This is a genomic window from Pseudomonas zhanjiangensis (genome assembly GCF_041027545.1).
Taxonomy (GTDB): Bacteria; Pseudomonadota; Gammaproteobacteria; order Pseudomonadales; family Pseudomonadaceae; genus Aquipseudomonas; species Aquipseudomonas zhanjiangensis.
In genome coordinates, this window is record NZ_JBFTEG010000010.1 from 70,975 (window position 1) to 87,811 (window position 16,837).

19 protein-coding genes are annotated in these 16,837 nt (G+C 62.3%); 4 read left to right on the plus strand and 15 right to left on the minus strand.

Going from position 1 to position 16,837, the window contains the following annotated elements:
* Positions 1-3: 3 nt before the first annotated feature.
* The 11 genes from flgJ to AB5S05_RS13560 all read right to left on the minus strand — a co-directional run bounded on the left by flgJ (position 4) and on the right by AB5S05_RS13560 (position 10,009).
* Positions 4-1,176 carry a flagellar assembly peptidoglycan hydrolase FlgJ gene (gene flgJ, locus AB5S05_RS13510; protein ID WP_369288049.1) on the minus strand — a complete coding sequence of 391 codons (1,173 nt, stop codon included), beginning with the start codon at positions 1,174-1,176 and terminating at the stop codon, positions 4-6.
* A gap of 10 nt (positions 1,177-1,186) precedes the next feature.
* A complete protein-coding gene (locus AB5S05_RS13515) occupies positions 1,187-2,290 on the minus strand; it encodes a flagellar basal body P-ring protein FlgI (RefSeq protein WP_369288050.1) in 1,104 nt (367 codons plus the stop codon).
* Positions 2,291-2,301: 11 nt separating this feature from the next.
* On the minus strand, positions 2,302-2,997 hold the full coding sequence (gene flgH / locus AB5S05_RS13520; RefSeq protein WP_369288051.1) for a flagellar basal body L-ring protein FlgH: 696 nt from the start codon (positions 2,995-2,997) through the stop codon (positions 2,302-2,304).
* A 60-nt stretch (positions 2,998-3,057) separates the two neighbouring features.
* Positions 3,058-3,843, minus strand: a complete 786-nt coding sequence (gene flgG / locus AB5S05_RS13525) for a flagellar basal-body rod protein FlgG (RefSeq protein WP_369288052.1) — start codon at positions 3,841-3,843, stop codon at positions 3,058-3,060.
* 46 nt (positions 3,844-3,889) lie between these two features.
* Positions 3,890-4,630, minus strand: coding sequence for a flagellar basal body rod protein FlgF (locus tag AB5S05_RS13530; RefSeq protein WP_369288053.1), 741 nt, complete (start codon positions 4,628-4,630; stop codon positions 3,890-3,892).
* A gap of 224 nt (positions 4,631-4,854) precedes the next feature.
* The gene (gene flgE, locus AB5S05_RS13535) at positions 4,855-6,189 is read right to left on the minus strand and encodes a flagellar hook protein FlgE (protein ID WP_369288054.1); all 1,335 of its coding nucleotides are present in this window, start codon (positions 6,187-6,189) and stop codon (positions 4,855-4,857) included.
* 43 nt (positions 6,190-6,232) lie between these two features.
* Positions 6,233-6,898, minus strand: a complete 666-nt coding sequence (gene flgD, locus AB5S05_RS13540; RefSeq protein ID WP_369288055.1) for a flagellar hook assembly protein FlgD — start codon at positions 6,896-6,898, stop codon at positions 6,233-6,235.
* A 21-nt stretch (positions 6,899-6,919) separates the two neighbouring features.
* Positions 6,920-7,363: a flagellar basal body rod protein FlgC gene (gene flgC / locus AB5S05_RS13545; RefSeq protein ID WP_369288056.1), complete on the minus strand. Its 444-nt coding sequence runs from the start codon at positions 7,361-7,363 to the stop codon at positions 6,920-6,922.
* 14 nt (positions 7,364-7,377) lie between these two features.
* Positions 7,378-7,785 (minus strand): flagellar basal body rod protein FlgB, encoded by a 408-nt coding sequence (flgB, locus tag AB5S05_RS13550; protein WP_369288057.1) that lies wholly within the window; start codon positions 7,783-7,785, stop codon positions 7,378-7,380.
* 243 nt (positions 7,786-8,028) lie between these two features.
* Positions 8,029-8,856 (minus strand): protein-glutamate O-methyltransferase CheR, encoded by an 828-nt coding sequence (gene cheR, locus AB5S05_RS13555; protein ID WP_369288058.1) that lies wholly within the window; start codon positions 8,854-8,856, stop codon positions 8,029-8,031.
* Between the two features lie 217 nt (positions 8,857-9,073).
* A complete protein-coding gene (locus AB5S05_RS13560; protein WP_369288059.1) occupies positions 9,074-10,009 on the minus strand; it encodes a chemotaxis protein CheV in 936 nt (311 codons plus the stop codon).
* A 76-nt stretch (positions 10,010-10,085) separates the two neighbouring features.
* Here AB5S05_RS13560 and flgA point away from each other — a divergent pair, with 76 nt between their 5' ends.
* From flgA to AB5S05_RS13580, 4 genes are all read left to right on the plus strand, one after another.
* Complete coding sequence (gene flgA / locus AB5S05_RS13565) at positions 10,086-10,844, plus strand: flagellar basal body P-ring formation chaperone FlgA (protein WP_369288060.1); 759 nt, start codon at positions 10,086-10,088, stop codon at positions 10,842-10,844.
* A gap of 144 nt (positions 10,845-10,988) precedes the next feature.
* Positions 10,989-11,324: a flagellar biosynthesis anti-sigma factor FlgM gene (gene flgM / locus AB5S05_RS13570; RefSeq protein ID WP_369288061.1), complete on the plus strand. Its 336-nt coding sequence runs from the start codon at positions 10,989-10,991 to the stop codon at positions 11,322-11,324.
* A gap of 89 nt (positions 11,325-11,413) precedes the next feature.
* Positions 11,414-11,881 carry a flagella synthesis protein FlgN gene (locus tag AB5S05_RS13575; RefSeq protein ID WP_369288062.1) on the plus strand — a complete coding sequence of 156 codons (468 nt, stop codon included), beginning with the start codon at positions 11,414-11,416 and terminating at the stop codon, positions 11,879-11,881.
* Between the two features lie 81 nt (positions 11,882-11,962).
* A complete protein-coding gene (locus tag AB5S05_RS13580) occupies positions 11,963-12,712 on the plus strand; it encodes a flagellar brake protein (RefSeq protein WP_369288063.1) in 750 nt (249 codons plus the stop codon).
* Between the two features lie 100 nt (positions 12,713-12,812).
* On the opposite strand, the gene AB5S05_RS13585 is transcribed toward AB5S05_RS13580, so the two are convergent.
* The 4 genes from AB5S05_RS13585 to AB5S05_RS13600 form a co-directional block, all read right to left on the minus strand.
* On the minus strand, positions 12,813-13,430 hold the full coding sequence (locus AB5S05_RS13585) for a TIGR04282 family arsenosugar biosynthesis glycosyltransferase (RefSeq protein ID WP_369288064.1): 618 nt from the start codon (positions 13,428-13,430) through the stop codon (positions 12,813-12,815).
* Positions 13,427-14,119, minus strand: a complete 693-nt coding sequence (locus AB5S05_RS13590) for a TIGR04283 family arsenosugar biosynthesis glycosyltransferase (protein WP_369288065.1) — start codon at positions 14,117-14,119, stop codon at positions 13,427-13,429. The genes AB5S05_RS13585 and AB5S05_RS13590 overlap by 4 nt, the downstream gene beginning before the upstream one ends.
* Positions 14,116-15,447, minus strand: coding sequence for an MFS transporter (locus AB5S05_RS13595; protein WP_369288066.1), 1,332 nt, complete (start codon positions 15,445-15,447; stop codon positions 14,116-14,118). Before AB5S05_RS13595 ends, AB5S05_RS13590 begins: the two co-directional genes overlap by 4 nt.
* 63 nt (positions 15,448-15,510) lie before the next feature.
* A complete protein-coding gene (locus AB5S05_RS13600; RefSeq protein WP_369288153.1) occupies positions 15,511-16,752 on the minus strand; it encodes a glutamine synthetase family protein in 1,242 nt (413 codons plus the stop codon).
* Positions 16,753-16,837 lie beyond the last annotated feature (85 nt).

The window sequence follows — 16,837 nt, forward strand, 5'->3', positions numbered from 1 at the left end:
AATTCACCCGCGGGCCGGCGGCATGTCTACCGCTGCAATGGTTTGATAGGTCTGCATCTGGCGCGCGATCTGCGACACCTTGCGCGCGTACTGGGGGTCGGTGGCGTAGCCGGCCTGCTGCAACTCGCGGACGAAGCGCTCGGGATTGTCGGTGGACTTCAGCGCGCCCTGATAGCGGCCGTTGCTCTGCAGGAAGCTGACGTAATCCTCGAAACTCTGTGCATAGGAATCGTAGGCACGGAACGAGGCGGCCTCTTTTACCGCCTGGCCGCCCTTGTATTCGGTGGTCTGCACCCGCGCCGAGTCGCCCTGCCAGCTGTTATGGGTCTTGATCCCGAACAGGTTGTGGCTGCTGCTGCCATCTTTCTGACGGATGATCGACTTGCCCCAACCGGTTTCCAGCGCGGCCTGGGCCACCAGGTAGCGCGCCTCCACGCCGATCTTCTCGGCGGCCTTCTCGGCCATCGGCAACATGGCCGCGACGAATTCTTGCGGCGAGCTGAACACCGACTTGCCTGGGGTCGCCGCCTGTGCCAAGCGGTTGCCGCTGATTGAATCGCTGCCGTCCAGGGTCAGAGCCTTGTCACGCGGCGCGGCAAAGGCCTTGGCCGGGATCCAATCGGCGCCTGCCAGCGGCTTGCTGTCGCTGGCCTCGCCGGCCGGCGAGATGCCCGCCAGCAAGCGATCGCCGAGCTTGCTCGGCAGGGCCAGGCGGCGCTGATTGAGCAACGCGGTGTCGTCGCGGCGGCTATCGACCTTGGCCAATGGCTGGCTGGGGGCGCTCGGCACCGGCGCCTCGACCTGGGCAAAGGGATTGGGGCGGGAACTGACGCCCTTCATCTGCGTCATCTGCCGCTCCAGCACGTCGGCCAGGCCGATACCATTCTGGTTGTTGGACAGGGTCACCGAGAGCTGCTGGTCGTACATGTCCTGATAGGTCTTGCTCTCGTTGCTGTTCATGAAGTTGCCCTCGCCAAACACTTCGCCCGCCGAACGCATGGCCTTGAGCATCTGGTTGAGGAACAGCGATTCGAATTCCTGGGCCACCTTGCGAATGTTCTGCTCGCTGTCGCCGCCGACCTTGAACTGGTTGAGACGGTTCAGGTCGGTGAAGGCGCCACTGTCCAGCGGGCTCTTGCCGTTGCCGAGCAGGCCGGCTGACATTCGAGTGTCCATGGCTGACTCCTTAGATCACGATCAGGTCGGCCTGCAGGGCGCCGGCTTGCTTGAGCGCCTCGAGGATGGCCATGAGGTCCGAAGGCGCGGCGCCCACCTGATTCACCGCACGGACGATCTCGTCCAGCGTGGTGCCAGGGCCGAACTTGAACATCGGCTTGGCTTCCTGGTCGGCATTGACCCGCGAGCGCGGTACCACCGCGGTCTGGCCGCCGGACAGCGCCTCCGGCTGGCTGACGATGGGGTCCTCGGTGATGGTGACGGTGAGGCTGCCATGGGTCACCGCGGCCGGCTGCACCCGCACGTTCTGGCCGATGACGATGGTGCCGGTGCGCGAGTTGATGATCACCTTGGCCACCGCCTGACCGACCTCGACCTCGAGGTTCTCCAGAATCGACAGGTAGTCGACCCGCTGACCGGGATCGAGCGGCGCGCTGACGCGAATCGAGCCGCCGTCGACGGCCTGCGCCACGCCCGGGCCGAGCAGCTCGTTGATCTGGTCGACGATGTTCTTGGCCGTGGTGAAATCCGCGCGATTGAGATTCAGAGTCAGGCTATTGCCCTGGTCGAAGCCGCTGGGCACCGGCCGCTCGACCGTGGCGCCGCCGGGAATCCGGCCGGCCGAGGGCACGTTGACGGTGATCTTCGAGCCGTCACCGCCCTGGGCGTCGAATCCGCCGACCACCAGATTGCCCTGGGCGACGGCATAGACGTTGCCGTCGATCCCCTTCAGCGGCGCCATCAGCAGGCTGCCGCCGCGCAGGCTCTTGGCGTTGCCGATGGAGGAAATGGTCACATCGATGGTCTGCCCCGGCTTGGCGAACGCCGGCAGGTCGGCATGGATCGACACCGCGGCGACGTTCTTCAGCTGCACGTTGCCGCCGGCCGGCACCTTGATGCCGAACTGCGCCATCATGTTGTTGAAGGTCTGCACGGTGAATGGCGTCTGGGTGGTCTGGTCGCCCGTGCCATTGAGGCCGACCACCAGGCCATAGCCGATCAGCTGGTTGCTGCGCACGCCCTGGATGCTGGCCAGGTCCTTAAGCCGCTCGGCCTGGACCAGCGTGGCCATCAACAGCGCCGCCAGGCCGATCATCCACTTCGACAGGTTCATGGTATCCAGCCTCAAAACGGGAACAACGGGCTGAGAAAGAAACGGTCCAGCCAACCCGGCTGACTGGCATCGGCGAAGGCGCCGGTACCCGAGTAGGTGATGCGTGCATCGGCGATGCGGGTGGAGGCCACGGTGTTGTCGGTGGCGATGTCATCGGCACGAACCAGACCGGCGATGCGCACCAGCTCGTCGCCGGTGTTGAGGGTCATCCACTTCTCGCCGCGAATCGACAGGATGCCGTTGGGTAGCACCTCGGCCACGGTCACGGTGATCGAGCCACTCAGGCTGTTGCCCTGGGCGGCCTTGCTATCGCCCTTGGTATCGCGACTGGCGCCATACTCGGCGCCCAGTGACAGCTTGTTGTCGGAAAACGGACTGGCCGCCGACACCGCGCCGCCGAACAGCGAGGTCAGGCCGATCTCGGCGCTGCTGTCCTTCTGAATCTGCGAGCCGGCATTCTTGCTGGCCTGGGTCCGCTCGTTGAGGGTAATGGTGATGATGTCGCCGACGCGGTAGGCCTTGCGGTCATCGAACAGGTTGTTCTCGAAGCCGGCCTGATAGATAGCCCCGTTGTTCTGCGCCGCCGGCAGCGGCGTGCGCGGCAGTACCGGTGCGTAGTACGGGTCGTTCGGCTTGGGCGGCGGCGACACGCAGCCGCCGAGGGCAGCCAGGGCAAAAATAGAGAGCACTAGGATCAGCCGGTTCATTACCACTACCTCAGGGCGTTCTGTTTCAGATCGAGGCCGGGCTGACGCCCGCCTCAGGCATCAAAGGTTCTGCGAGACGAAGGCCAGCATCTGGTCGGCGGTGGAAATGACCTTGGAGTTCATCTCGTAGGCGCGCTGGGTGGTGATCATGTTCACCAGTTCTTCGACCACGCTGACGTTGGAGTTCTCCAGGGTGTTCTGCAGGGTGGTGCCCAGGCCGTTGAGCCCCGGGGTACCGACCTGCGGCGCACCACTGGAAGCGGTCTCCAGGAACAGGTTGTTGCCGATCGCTTCCAGCCCCGCCGGGTTGATGAAGTCGGCGAGCTGCAGGTTGCCGACGATCTGCGGCTGCGAGTCGCCGGCGGTGGTCACCGATACGGTGCCATCATCGCCGACGGTGAAGGTACGCACCTCGCCGGGCAGGACAATCGCCGGTTCCAGCGCGTAGCCATTGGAGGTGACGACCTGGCCGTCGGCATTCAGATGAAAACTGCCATCGCGGGTGTAGGACACCGTGCCGTCGGGCATCAGCACCTGAAAGAAGCCGCGGCCGTTGACCGCCATATCCAGCGGTTGCTCGGTGGTCTGCAGGCTGCCGGTGGTGAAGATCTTCTGGGTGCCGACCACCCGCACCCCGGTGCCGAGCTGCAGACCGGACGGCAACTGGCTGTCCTGGCTGGACTGGCCACCGGGCTGGCGACGGATCTGGTACAGCAGGTCCTCGAACTCGGCGCGATCGCGCTTGAAGCCGGTGGTGGACACGTTGGCCAGGTTGTTGGAAATGGTGGTCAGGTTCATGTCCTGGGCGGACAGACCGGTCTTGCTGACCCACAGTGCCGGAAGCATATCGATTCTCCTCGGACGTCGCTTTTTCGACGCCGCGTGCTGATGACTAGCTAATCTGCAAAACCCGCGCCATGGCCGCCGAATTGTCTTCGGCGGTGCGCATCATCTTCACCTGCAACTCGAACTGGCGGGACAGCGAGAGGATCGCCGTCATCTCTTCCACGGCGTTGACGTTGCTCGATTCGAGAAAGCCCGAGGTCACCTGGACCGCGGCGTCGGCCAGCACCGGCTGACCGCCCTTGACCCGCATCATGCCGTCGCTGCCCTTCTCCATCTGCTTGGGATCGGGATTGACCAGCTTCAGGCGATCGACTTCGGCCAGCACGTTGGGCGCCTCGCCGAGCGCACGAATACTGATGGTGCCATCCTGGCCGATCTCGATCTTCTGCTCCGGCGGCACTGCGATCGGCCCGGCATTACCCATTACCGGCAAACCGTTGCCGGTGCGCAATACGCCGAGGGCATCGACGTTCAGGCTGGCGGTACGCACGTAGGCCTCACTGCCATCGGCAGCCTGCACGGCCAACCAACCCTGACCACCGATGGCCACATCCAGGTCGCGACCGGTTTCCTGCATGGCGCCCGGAGAAAAATCGGTTCCCGGCCGCTCGGACATGGCGTATACCCGCGCCGGCAGACCATCACCGAACACCGGCATCGAACGTGCCTGCTCGAAATCGCGACGAAAACCATTGGTCGATATGTTCGCCAAATTGTTGGCGTGGGCACTCTGGGCCAGGCTGTTGTTATGGGCCCCAGTCATGGCGACATACAGCATCTTGTCCATGGTCAATCTCCGAGGCGGGCGTACCGCCAACTGCTCTTTGCAGAGAACCCAGCAAGCGCCGTGCCAGCCACCAGAATAAATCTGCAAGTGATTGAAAAATATGCTGTTATCCGAAATAAAAAAGGCTCCCGATGGGAGCCTTGAAAGCGCCTGTCGGCGGGAAATTGCCGCCGCCGGCAAGGGTCGCTGCAATCGCGCCGGGCCAAACAGGCCCTGAGCCGCTATCAGCGCAGATTGATGATGGTCTGCGTGATGGCGCTTTCCGTTTCGATCGCCTTGGCGCTGGCCTGGTAGTTGCGCTGGGCAACGATCATGTTGACCAGCTGCTCGGACACCTCGACGTTGGAGTCCTCCAGAGCCCCCGACTGCAGGGCGCCGAGGGTACCGGCGCGGGGCGTGCCGATCACCGGCTCACCGGACTGGAAGGATTGCGCCCAGGCGGACTTGCCCACCGGCGTCAGGCCCTGGGTATTGGCGAAGCTGGCCAGGATGATCTGGCCCTGCACATTCGACTGACCATTGGTGTAGCGGGCGAAAATCACCCCGGTGTCATCGATCTCCAGCCCCGCCAACTGCCCGGTGGTGTAGCCATCCTGACTGACGGCGTTAACCGCGAAGGAGCTGGCGAACTGGGTCGACGCACGCAGGTCTACCTGAATGCCGCCGGTGGCCGCAGTGGCGCCATTGGCCGACCAGACTGGTGGCACCGAACTATCGGCCGTGGCCGGCACCCAGCCGTTCAGGGTGAAGCGCCCGTTGACCGGGTCGACGGTGAAGTCGGTCGCCCCGGCGCCGTCATAGTCGCCGGAAACCAGGCTGGCGGTATTTAACTGACCGCTGGCGGTGAAGCCCATCGCCATCGAGTAGGGCGTGGTGACGGACGGGTCTGCCGGGTTGCGTCCATCGACCAGTACATTCATGGTCCAGGCATTGGGGCCGGTCTTGACGAAGTACTGGGTCAAGACATGGGCATTTCCCTGGGTGTCATAGATATTGGTCGAGGTGGACGAGTTGTAGGTGGTGGGATCGGTCGGATCGAACGGCGTGGTGGTCGGTATCGTATTGGTCGAGTTCAGGTTGAACGTCTGCGTCAACTGGGTAGTGGCCTGCGGCGCCTGGCTGGCCGACTGGATGCGCAGATCGGTGATCACGCCGTTCTGCAGATTGCCATTGCCATCGACCGCGTAGCCCTGCAAGCGATAGCCGAAGTTATTCACCATATAGCCGTCGCGATCGGTACCGAAATAGCCGGCGCGGGTGTAGCTGATCTCGCCGTTGTTGCTGGTCTGGAAGAAGCCATTGCCGTTGATGGCCAGGTCCAGGGCATTCTGCGTGTAGTTGATATTGCCCTGGTTGAACGACTGGGACACATTGGCCAGCTGCACACCGGCGCCCTGAGTGTTCTTGCCGGTACCCTGCACGGAAGCCGCGTACAGGTCGGCGAATTCGGCGCGCGACTGCTTGAAGCCGATGGTGCCGGCGTTGGCGATGTTGTTGCCGGTGATATTGAGGTCACTGGTCGCAGCGCGCAGGCCACTCAAACCGATATTGAACGACATGGAAGTCTCCTTTGCCGGACGCACCGGCTATTGAATCTGCTGATTACTGACCGATGACCTGCACCTGGGAAAGCGGCACGCTGCCAAGCCCCGCCAGGTTGAGCGTCAGCTCGCTACCACCAAGGGTGACGCTGTCGACGTTGGCCGGGAGCAGGGTATAGAGACCCTTGGTCTCGCCGTCGTAAGTCGCCTGCGCTTCGAACCTGTAGTTGCCGGGCGGCAACAGATTGCCGCTGGCATCCTTGCCGTCCCAGATAAAGCTGACGTTGCCAGCGCTCTGCTCGCCCAGGTTGACGCGACTGACGGCGGCGCCCGACTTGTCGTAGACGTTGACATACACGTTGCTGCTGCTGCTCGGCAGAACCAGGCTGGCCTTGAAGCTTTCGCTGGTGTCGACCACCGCCTTGTCGGTCGGCACTATGACCTTGCGCCCGACCAGGGAAGAGGCCTGCAGCGCCTGGGACGACTGATAGCCGGACAACAGGGAGCTCATGCTGGTATTGAGCTTCTCGATCCCCTCGACCTGGCTGAACTGGGCCAGCTGGGCGATGAACTCGCCATTGCCCTGAGGCTCCAGCGGGTTCTGGTTGTTCAACTGGGCCACCAGCAGGTTGAGAAACTCGTTCTTGCCGAGTTCCTTGCTCTGGCCGGCTTCCTGCTTGATCTGGTACTGATCCAGTGCGGAACTGACACCACTGACGCTGCTCATCCTTCAATCCTCTCTGGCGGCCTACTGACCCAGGGTCAGCACACGCTGCATCATCTGCTTGGCGGTGTTCATCATTTCGACGTTGGTCTGGAACGCCCGACTGGCCGAGATCATGTCGGCCATTTCCTCGACCACATTGACGTTGGGGTAATACACGTAGCCATCGGCATCGGCGGCCGGATGGTCGGGCTCGTAGCGCGGCACCAGATTGCTCTGGTCCTCGACGATGCCCAGTACCTGGACGCCCTGACCGGCCTGGTCCTGCTCGGCGAACAGGGAACCTCGGTCGCCCTCCTGGGCCTGCTGGAATACCGTGGCAAACACCGGATGGCGCGCGCGATAGGTCTGATCGATGCTCGAGGACACCGTTTCGGCGTTGGCGATGTTGCTGGAAATGGTGTTCAGGCGAGTGCTCTGGGCGCTCATGCCGGTTCCGGCAATATTGAAGACACTGGCGAGTGACATGGCATCAGACTCCTTTAATCGCCGCGCAGGGCGCTGACCAGCCCTTTGAATTTGCTGTTGAGAAAGGTGAAGCTGGCCTGGAAGCTCACGGCATTTTCCGCGTAGTTGGCCTGCTCGATCTGCTCATCGACGGTGTTCTGGTCAATCGAAGCATGCAAGGGAACCCGATAGACCAGGCTGGCATCGCTGAGACTCACGCCCTCGGCGGCGATATGCCGACTGTCGGTGCGATTCAGCCCACCCGGACCGCGCTGCGCCTTGCCACTCTGCTCGGCCAGAACCGAAGCGAAATCCAGGTCGCGAGCCTTGTAGTTGGGGGTATCGGCGTTGGCCATGTTGTTGGCCAGCACCTCGGCGCGCTGGGCGCGAAAGCCCAACGCTTTTTCATGGATGCCGAGTGCACTTTCGAAGCTGATGCTCATGGTCAGGAACCTTTGCCGTTTGGCTTGCCTGTTGTCCGTGCCAGACATACAGCAAAGTGCGTGCCATCATTTTTTTATATTATTTTTCAACCACTTAATAGATAAGCAGAGGAAAAACGCAGGCACAACGGCAAGGCTTTTCCGCCTGGTGGCAAGCGCAGCGGCAAGCCTGCAACCCCATTGCCGGCCCACAGAATGCAAAACGGGAGGCCAGTGGCCTCCCGTGTTGTGGTTCCCGATGAGTCATTTGACCTTGTAGATGATTCCAGGACTGCACTGCACCATCTGGTAACGGTCTGGCAGGCCGTTAAGCGCTTCCGACGCGCCGAGGAACAGGTAACCGCCCGGCTTCAGCATGGCATGAATGCGCGTAAGGATATCCTTCTTCACTTCGGCCGAAAAATAGATCAAGACGTTGCGACAGAACACGATGTCGAATTTGCCCAGGCTGGCATAACTGTCCAACAGGTTCAGCGGCCGGAATTCGATTCGACTCTTGATTGCCGGCTTGATCACCCAGCGTCCCGGCCCCTTGGGTTCGAAATAGCGCTGCAGACGGTCCTGCGACAAGCCCCGACCGATGGCCAGGCTGTCGTACTCGCCGGACTTGCAGTTGGCCAGCATCGAGGGCGACAGGTCGGTCGCCACTATCTGCACGCCTGCCTTGAGCTGGCCGATGTTGGTTTTTTCGAACTCGTCGATACTCATCGACAGCGAATAGGGCTCCTGCCCCGAGGAGCAAGCCGCCGACCAGATACGCAAGCGCTGTCCTGGGCTGGCCTTGATCAGCTCGGGTAACACACGATTCTTCAGCACTTCGAAGGGGTAGGTATCGCGGAACCACAGGGTTTCATTGGTGGTCATGGCATCGACCACCTGCTCGCGCAGGCCGCTGCGTGGCTGGCTTTGCATACGCTGCACCAGTTCCCCGAGGGACTTGATGCCATGTTGATCCAGCAACTTGTTCAAACGACTGGAAACCAGGTACTGCTTGTTGCTCCCCAGCAAGATGCCGCAGGCCTTTTCCAGAAAAGTCCGGAACTGCTCGAAATCCAAATTCCCTGAAGACACTAGCCAGGCCTCACCAATCAAATTATTGCGCTGAGAGACGCCCCCTCAACCCCATCGCAAAGCGGATTACATCGCGCAGCTCAAACAGCCGGCAGGCGCGCTAAGGGCCTGCATGGAACACCAAAGCAGGCCCGCCGTCCAGGGCCGCGGCGGCGCCCCACGCCTCCGCCAACCGGCAACCGGCAACCGGCAACCCCGGCACGCCCTGGACAGGTTTTCAAACAGACTGGTCTACCGCATTGATGCGCTCGGCCACCCGCGAAGCCAAGTCGTCGGGGCGAAACTTGGGCAAGAAATCATCCGCACCGACCTTCTTGACCATCGCCTCGTTGAACACGCCGGACAGCGAAGTATGCAGGAGAATATGCAGCTTCTGCATGCGCGCATCCCCGCGAATTTCCGCCGTCAGGGTATAACCGTCCATTTCGGGCATCTCGATGTCGGAAATCAACATCAGGAACTCCTCCCCGGGATGCCGCCCCTCGTCCGCCATCTTGCGCAAGTAGTCCAGCGCCTGGCGACCGTCGTTCAACGCGGTCACCTCCACGCCCACGGTCTGCAGGCAGCGCATCACCTGCTTACGCGCCACCGACGAGTCATCGACAATCAGTACATGCTTGCTAACGGCCTTGTCCTGGGTCTGGACATCGATCACCCCCGCGGAAATCACTTCAGAGGTCGGCGCGACCTCGGCGAGGATCTTCTCGACGTCGATGATTTCGACCAGCTGCTGATCCAGCCTAGTCACCGCCGTAAGGTAATGATCGCGTCCTGCCCCCTTGGGTGGCGGATGGATCTCCTCCCAGTTCATGTTGACGATGCGCTCGACCGAATGCACCAGGAACCCCTGAACCTTGGTGTTGTACTCGGTAATGATCACGAAACTGTTCTTCAGATCCTTTAGCGGCATCTTCCCGGTCGCCATCGACAGGTCGAGAATCGGAATGGTGCCGCCCCGGATATTGGCCACCCCGCGCACAACCGGGCTGGATTTGGGCATGATGGTGAGCTTGGGGCATTGCAGCACCTCCTTCACCTTGAATACGTTGATCCCGTAAAGCTGCCCGCCATCGAGACGGAACAGCAGCAACTCTAGGCGATTCTGTCCAACCAGCTGAGTTCGCTGGTTAACCGAATCCAATACACCGGCCATGCCCAAACTCCTCTGTTTGAGTAGCGCGCATTTTGCTCAGCGTAGCAGGCGGCACGGGCCTTGCTTTTTACTCAGCATGAACGCAAAAACGACAACATATCGACGCATGCCAGCAAGACGCCGCCACTGGCTGGCAGTTTTACCTGCTTTGTGCGCGCTCGGCTACTTCCCCTTGGCAAATGCCGCGGTGACGCTGCCTGAAGAGCTTATCGGCGCCACCCGCGACTTTCTTGAGCGCCGGGTGAACGACTACCTGCAACGCAGTGAAATCGAAGGCCGTCACGAGATCGAGGTCAATCGACTCGATCCTCGGCTGCGCCTGCCCCTGTGCGACAAGGAATTGACAACCTCGCTGGAGAGCCCGGCCGAACCCATTGGCCGCACCACCGTGCGCGTGCGCTGCGAAGGCGCCTCACCCTGGACCGTATTCGTCCCCGCCCAGGTCAGGCTGTACCGTGAAGTGGTAACGGCCATCCGGCCGCTGAAACGGGAGAAGGTACTGACGGTGGACGATATCTCTCTGGCGGAGCGCGACCTCGGCCTGCTCAACCAGGGTTACCTGACCACGCTCCAGCAGGCGCTCGGCAGAAAACTGACGCGTCCGCTGCAACCAGACCAGATAGTGGCCCCGTCATTTATCGAGCAGGCCGAGGTTATCCGCCGCGGCGATCAGGTGGTGATCAGCGCGCGCAGCGCCAGCATCAACGTGCGCATGCAGGGCGAAGCCCTGTCAGACGGAGCTCTCGGCAAACAGATCAGGGTGCGCAACCTGCGCTCACAACGGGTCATCCGGGCCCGCGTGACCGCGCCGGGACAGGTTGAGGTCGATATGTAGGCACGCTTCTTGTTAGGTATTAAACTGCCAGTTTTCTATGCTGTGTTAAGACTGCTGCCTGAAGCATGAAATAATGCCCTAAAGTTTTTCCCGACATGGCCGCTAACTAGGCAAGCGTCCAAACACTGCTCGAGGTTTCACATCATGGTCATCGACTTCAACCGGCCGAACAATGCCGCCACGCCTGGCAGTACGGGCCGGACTGGGAGCACCCAGTCGGGTAACGTCAATGAATCCAACGCCCAGAAGCAAGCTGCCGCCACGCCCGCCCCTGCCGCACAAGCGAGCAAGAGCGGCGAATCGGTAGAGCTCAGCCGCGAGGCGCAACAGTTGCAGAAACTGGGCGAAAAGCTTGGCGACCTGCCCAGCGTCAACAAAGAGCGCGTCGCCCAGCTCAAACAGGCGATTGCCGATGGCAGCTACCAGGTCGACAGCCAGCGCGTTGCCAGCAAACTGCTCGAATTCGAATCCCAGCGCTAACCTCAGGGCAGCGCTGGGGGTGTTGGACGCCTGACAGGCCGCCAAGAGCGCAGTAGCGTTGACCGGCCTGCTACCCCCAAGAGCCCGCGATGCACGACACGACCCTGCTAGAGCTTTTCACCGACGATATCGGCAACGCCGAGCAATTGCTTGAGCTGATCGAGCATGAATTTCAGGCACTCGGTGAGCGCGACCTGGCCCGACTGCAGGCCATTCTTGCCGACAAGCAGCCCCTTCTCGCCAAACTGGACGAACATGGCAAGGTACGCAGCCAACTGCTCGCCAGCCTGCAACTGACCGCCGACAACAGTGGCTTGCGCACCCTGGCCGCACGCTCCAGTCGCGGTGACGAACTGCTCGCCTGTAGCGAGGCGCTGTCTGCACTGCTCGAACAATGCCAGGCCGGCAACCTGCGCAATGGCCGCCTCATCCGCGCCAGTCAGACCTCGACTCGCAGCATGCTCGGCATTCTAAGAGGCGGCGACGCCCCGAACCTCTATGACAGCCGCGGCGCTACCGCTAGAATCGGCCAACAGCGCCCGCTCAGCCAGGCCTGATACCTATAAAAGGCACAGGGGCAGTACCGGCAAAATGCCGGTATTCTAGTGCCACAGTAATTGCTCGGAGAGTTCTGGACCGTGTCCAATCCCTTTATCGAGGACGATGGCCCACAACCACCCAAGGTGTTGAAAGCACCCGTGGAAATTGTCGCCAACCTGCGTCAGCTGCAACAGAACCACGACCCCCTGATCATTACATTCGAAGGCCGCAATCAGCGCTTTCAGAGCTACGTGATCGAGGCCGACCGGGACAAGAACCAGCTGGTTCTGGATGAAATGATCCCCAACGACGCCGAACGCTTCCTCAACAATGGTGAGCTATTCAACATCGAGGCGTTCCACGAAGGTGTACGCGTTGCATGGCAATGCCGGCAACCCGTGGCGATTTCCGAATATCAGGGCGCACGCTGCTACATCTGCCCCATGCCCGAGGAAGTCCATTACCATCAGCGGCGCAATGCCTTCCGGGCACCACTCAAGCAATCGGACCAGGTCAAGGTCGAGCTGGCCGGCGACAAATTGAGCAGCCCACTGCCGGGCCAATTGCTGGACATCTCGGCGACCGGCTGCAAACTGCGCCTGAGTGGTGATGCCACGCGCGGCCTGAAAACCGGCCAGGTATACGAAAGCTTTACCGCACAACTGCCTTTCGGCGCGATGACCACCGCGGTCGAGTTGCGCTACCTGCAGTATGAGGAAAAGCTCGACGTCACCGTCGCAGGTGTGCGCTTCTACCGCATGAGCGGCCTGGTACAGCGACAGGTTGAGCGCTTTGTCTACCAGCTGCAGCGTGAAGCACGCCGCTTCGAGAGTGATGGTCTTTTCTAGGCGCAATCAGGGCCCGCTGCCGATAACCAAATGCAGCGGCAGGCGCTTGGACGGGCCAGCCAGCAAGCCGGGCAAGGATGAAAACAGCGAGGCCGGCGCACTACACCATGACCTGGATACCCAACGCCTCCAGACGCGGTAGATCTTCCGGGCGGTCGACATCCCAGAGTGTCGGCAATAGCCGATGATCCCAGTCCAGCTGCTGCAGTCGATCCCGGGTCATCGCCAGCACCCTGTCGGTGCCCCAGGGCATGGCATGGAACAGCAGCGGGTCGACTCGGCGCAGACCGAGCAAGACGTAGCCCCCATCTTCGGCCGGCCCCAGCACCACTGGCTGATCATGCAGCGCCGCGCAAGCACTGCCGAGATACTCCGAGTCCAGCGCCGGACAATCATTGCCGATCAGCACCACGGCATCGCTTTCCGCCAATCCCAATACCGCGATTCGCCGCATGCGCTCGCCCAGGTCGCCGGCCGGCTGCTCGACCAGTGTCCAACCCAAGTCGCCGGCCAATGCTTGCAGGCCCGCGTCGGGGCTGTCGTCGAGCCAAAGGAAACGCTGACTGAAGCCCGAGTCGGGCAGCTGCAGGGCTCTTTCCAGCAGGGCACGCTGCAGGTCGCAGGCCCCCTCCTCGCCCAGGACTGGAATCAGGCGGGTTTTTACGCGGCCCGGCACGGGAGAACGTGCCAGCAGGTGCAAGGAAATCGACAGACTCATGGTCGTGATCCTCGATGGTACTCGCGCGCCAAGCGACTCGGGCTGGCGCCACAGTAGTAGGCCAACCGCAGGCGCCACATCAGTACTACGGTACGCCAAACACCGCGTTCTTCCCAGCGCCGACTCGAGGTTTCCAGCGGCGGCCGCAGGCAGACCGGTCGCACCAGCTGCTTCAGGCGGCGACTGAGTTCCAGATCCTCCATCAAGTCTATATCCGCGTAGCCGTTCAGCGCCCTGAACGCCTCACGGGCGACAAAGATCCCCTGATCCCCAGAAGCCACGCCCGTCAGTCGGGAGCGCAGGCTGATCATCGTACCGATCAGGCGCAAGGCCAGGCCACGACCGGATAAACGGACATCGAAACGCCCCCACAGGGGCCGCGCCTGCAACGCATCGAGCAAGCGCTGGACGGCCCCGGCGCTGATCCGGGTGTCGGCATGCACGAACCAGAGGTAGTCGCCTCGGGCGACTGCCGCTCCGGCATTCATCTGCCGTGCGCGCCCTGCCGGGCTTTCAAGCACAAGGTCGGCTCGCGCCGACGCCAACGCACAACTGGCGTCATCACTGCCGCCGTCGACCACGATCAGCTCGGCGCCGGCCAGGCGCAGCGCCGCCAGATCGTCCAGCAGCGCCGGCAGCACATGGGCTTCGTTACGCACCGGCACGATGACGCTGAGCAGTGGACTCAAGATCGGGGAGCCTGGTCGACAGAGGGCGCGTCTGCCCCGCCAGCCATCTGCATATCCGCCTCCACCACCGGATCATGCATCTGATCATGCACGACCTGCTCATCGACCCGCGGATCGAGCGCCGCGGCCAGCGGCGAACTGGTAGTGCTGTCGGGCATGGGGATGTGATGCAGGGGCGCATCCTCGACCTGGTGCAGGTGGGTGACCTTCTTCGGACTCACTCGCCACACCAGGAGCAAGCCGCAGGCACAAACGAAGGCGTAGAGCATGTTAGGGCCCCAAAAGCGCATCAGCACACCGGCCAACAGCGGGCCTACGCTGGCACCGACGCCATAGGTGACCAGCAGCATGGCTGTCAGCGACACGCGCCGCTCGCCTTCGACATGGTCATTGGCCAATGCCACCGCCAGCGGATACAGGCTGAACTGCAGCAGACTGACGACGAAGCCGACACCGAAGAGCATGATCAACGGTGCCTCGGGCATCAGCGCCAAGGGTAGCGCCGTCAGCGCCATGAGCGCGGCGCAGCCACGAATCAGCAACACCCGGTCGCGCCGGTCAGACAGCCAGCCGAGCGGCCACTGCACCACCAGCCCGGCGAGAATGCAGCAGCCCATAAACAGACCCACCTGCTCGGTAGGCATGCCCAAGCGCGTCGCGTACAGCGGCGCCAAACCATAGAAGGCGCCGATAACCAGGCCGGCCGCGGCAATGGTGGTCAACGACAAGGGGACTCGCTTGATAAAAAAGCGTATCTCCAGCGGCGCCGGGTGCAAGGGCGCCGGGTGCAGCTTACGGGTAAGCGCAACGGGCACCAGACACAGGGCGAAGCACAACGCCACCAGCATCAGCAACTCCGGCCCCAACGCCGGATGCACCACCAGCACCAACTGGCCGAGAATCAGCCCCAGATACGCCGCTGCCATGTAGCCGCCGAATACCAGGCCGCGCTGGCTGGTATCTGCCTGCTCATTGAGCCAGCTCTCGATCACCATGTACTGGCACATCATGCCCAGGCCGACCACAAAGCGCAGAAACAGCCAGGCAGGCAGCCAGTCGGTCAAGCCATGCACAAGCACCGCCGCGGTAATCACGCCGGCGCAGGCGACATAGGCGCGAATATGCCCGACCCGGGCGATCAGCCGGTGGCCCTTTTTACCTCCCAGGACCAGGCCCAGGTAGTTGGCCGCCATCAAGGCGCCGACCCACAGCCCATCCACCCGATCGGCCAGGCGCAACGCCAGGTAGGTGCTGAGCAGGCCCGAACCGAGCAGCATCAGCAAGGTGGCGAAGTAAAGTGAACGAAATGACTTCCAGATAACGCGCATCGGTCTCCTGCGACTCCATGATCGATTGCGTCGAGTCAGTCTGCTGACCCGGTCGCGAAGGCTTTAGGCCTGGGTTGCCAGATTTCGCCGCTCCCAGGGGGTGATCTCGTCGAAGAAATTGGCCAGTTCCATGGTCTTGGTCGCAATGTAGCCTTCGATGAACTCGTCGCCGAACAACTGCGCCGCCAACGAGCTGTGCTTGAGACGCTGCAAGGCGGCATGCATGGTACATGGCAAGGCCAATTCTTTTGGCACCTCGAACTCGCCCTGCAAGGGCGCGCTCGGTTGCCGCTGACTCTCGATACCATACAGCCCCGCCGCCAGGCTAGCAGCCAGCACCAGATAGGGATTGGCGTCGGCCCCGGGCAGACGATTCTCGACCCGCCGCGCCACCGGCGAACTGGCCGGAATACGCAGGCCTGCGGCGCGATTGTCGGCCGACCAGCAGACATTGTTCGGCGAGGCGAAGGGGTGGAACAGACGCTGGTAGGAGTTGACGTGCGGCGCGAACAGTAGCGTCAGATCCGCCAGCAGCGCCTGCTGGCCGCCAATGAAATGATAGAAGGCCGGGCTCGCCTGACCATCCGCCAGGGTGAAGATATTCTGTCCACTGCCCTGCTCGACCACACTCTGATGCAGATGCATGGAGCTGCCAGGGGCATGGGCCAGGGGCTTGGCCATGCAAACCGCGATCAATCCGTGCTTGAGCGCCACCTCCTTGAGCAGGTGTTTGAACAGGAACGTCTGATCGGCCAGCAGAACAGGATCGCCATGCAGCAGGTTGATCTCGAACTGACTGACGCCCATCTCGTGCATAAAGGTGTCGCGCGGCAAGTCGAGGGCCGCCATGCAGCGATAGACCTCGTTGAAAAACGGTCGCAGACCGTTGTTGGAACTGACGCTGAAGGCACTGCCACCCGCCTCCCGGCGACCGTCCAGCCCCGGGGCCGGCTGGAACGGCTGCTGCGGGTCGGGGTTCGGCGCGAACACGAAGAACTCCAACTCGGTCGCCACCACCGGCTGCAGACCCTGTTCGGCATAGCGCGCCACCACCCGCTTGAGCAATGTCCGGGTGGACAGGCCGGAGCCGCGCCCATCCAGTTCGTCGGCATCACAGATGGCCAACACCCGCGGGCTGTCGCTCCAGGGCAGCCGGTGAATCTGGCTCGGCTCGGCATTCAACGCCAGGTCGCCGTCGTCGCTGCCATAGAAGCGGGGCGGAGGGTAGCCGCCCATGATGCATTGCAGCAGCACACCACGGGCGAGTTGCAAACGGCGCCCCTCGACGAAGCCCGCGGCGCTCATCACCTTGCCCCGCGGCACGCCGTTGAGATCCGGCGTCACGCATTCGACTTCATCGACCCCACGCAACAGCGCCTGCAGGGCAATT

Excerpts from the sequence above, each read along its gene's own strand:
- AB5S05_RS13515 (WP_369288050.1), bottom strand. The coding sequence starts at position 2,290 with ATGAACCTGTCGAAGTGGATGATCGGCCTGGCGGCGCTGTTGATGGCC.
- flgC (WP_369288056.1), bottom strand. The coding sequence starts at position 7,363 with ATGTCACTCGCCAGTGTCTTCAATATTGCCGGAACCGGCATGAGCGCC.
- AB5S05_RS13575 (WP_369288062.1), top strand. The coding sequence starts at position 11,414 with ATGCACGACACGACCCTGCTAGAGCTTTTCACCGACGATATCGGCAAC.
- flgM (WP_369288061.1), top strand. The coding sequence starts at position 10,989 with ATGGTCATCGACTTCAACCGGCCGAACAATGCCGCCACGCCTGGCAGT.
- flgD (WP_369288055.1), bottom strand. The coding sequence starts at position 6,898 with ATGAGCAGCGTCAGTGGTGTCAGTTCCGCACTGGATCAGTACCAGATC.
- AB5S05_RS13600 (WP_369288153.1), bottom strand. The coding sequence starts at position 16,752 with ATGAGCGCCGCGGGCTTCGTCGAGGGGCGCCGTTTGCAACTCGCCCGT.
- AB5S05_RS13585 (WP_369288064.1), bottom strand. The coding sequence starts at position 13,430 with ATGAGTCTGTCGATTTCCTTGCACCTGCTGGCACGTTCTCCCGTGCCG.
- flgH (WP_369288051.1), bottom strand. The coding sequence starts at position 2,997 with ATGAACCGGCTGATCCTAGTGCTCTCTATTTTTGCCCTGGCTGCCCTC.
- flgB (WP_369288057.1), bottom strand. The coding sequence starts at position 7,785 with ATGAGCATCAGCTTCGAAAGTGCACTCGGCATCCATGAAAAAGCGTTG.
- AB5S05_RS13530 (WP_369288053.1), bottom strand. The coding sequence starts at position 4,630 with ATGGACAAGATGCTGTATGTCGCCATGACTGGGGCCCATAACAACAGC.
- AB5S05_RS13595 (WP_369288066.1), bottom strand. The coding sequence starts at position 15,447 with ATGCGCGTTATCTGGAAGTCATTTCGTTCACTTTACTTCGCCACCTTG.
- flgA (WP_369288060.1), top strand. The coding sequence starts at position 10,086 with ATGAACGCAAAAACGACAACATATCGACGCATGCCAGCAAGACGCCGC.
- flgE (WP_369288054.1), bottom strand. The coding sequence starts at position 6,189 with ATGTCGTTCAATATCGGTTTGAGTGGCCTGCGCGCTGCGACCAGTGAC.
- flgJ (WP_369288049.1), bottom strand. The coding sequence starts at position 1,176 with ATGGACACTCGAATGTCAGCCGGCCTGCTCGGCAACGGCAAGAGCCCG.
- flgG (WP_369288052.1), bottom strand. The coding sequence starts at position 3,843 with ATGCTTCCGGCACTGTGGGTCAGCAAGACCGGTCTGTCCGCCCAGGAC.
- AB5S05_RS13560 (WP_369288059.1), bottom strand. The coding sequence starts at position 10,009 with ATGGCCGGTGTATTGGATTCGGTTAACCAGCGAACTCAGCTGGTTGGA.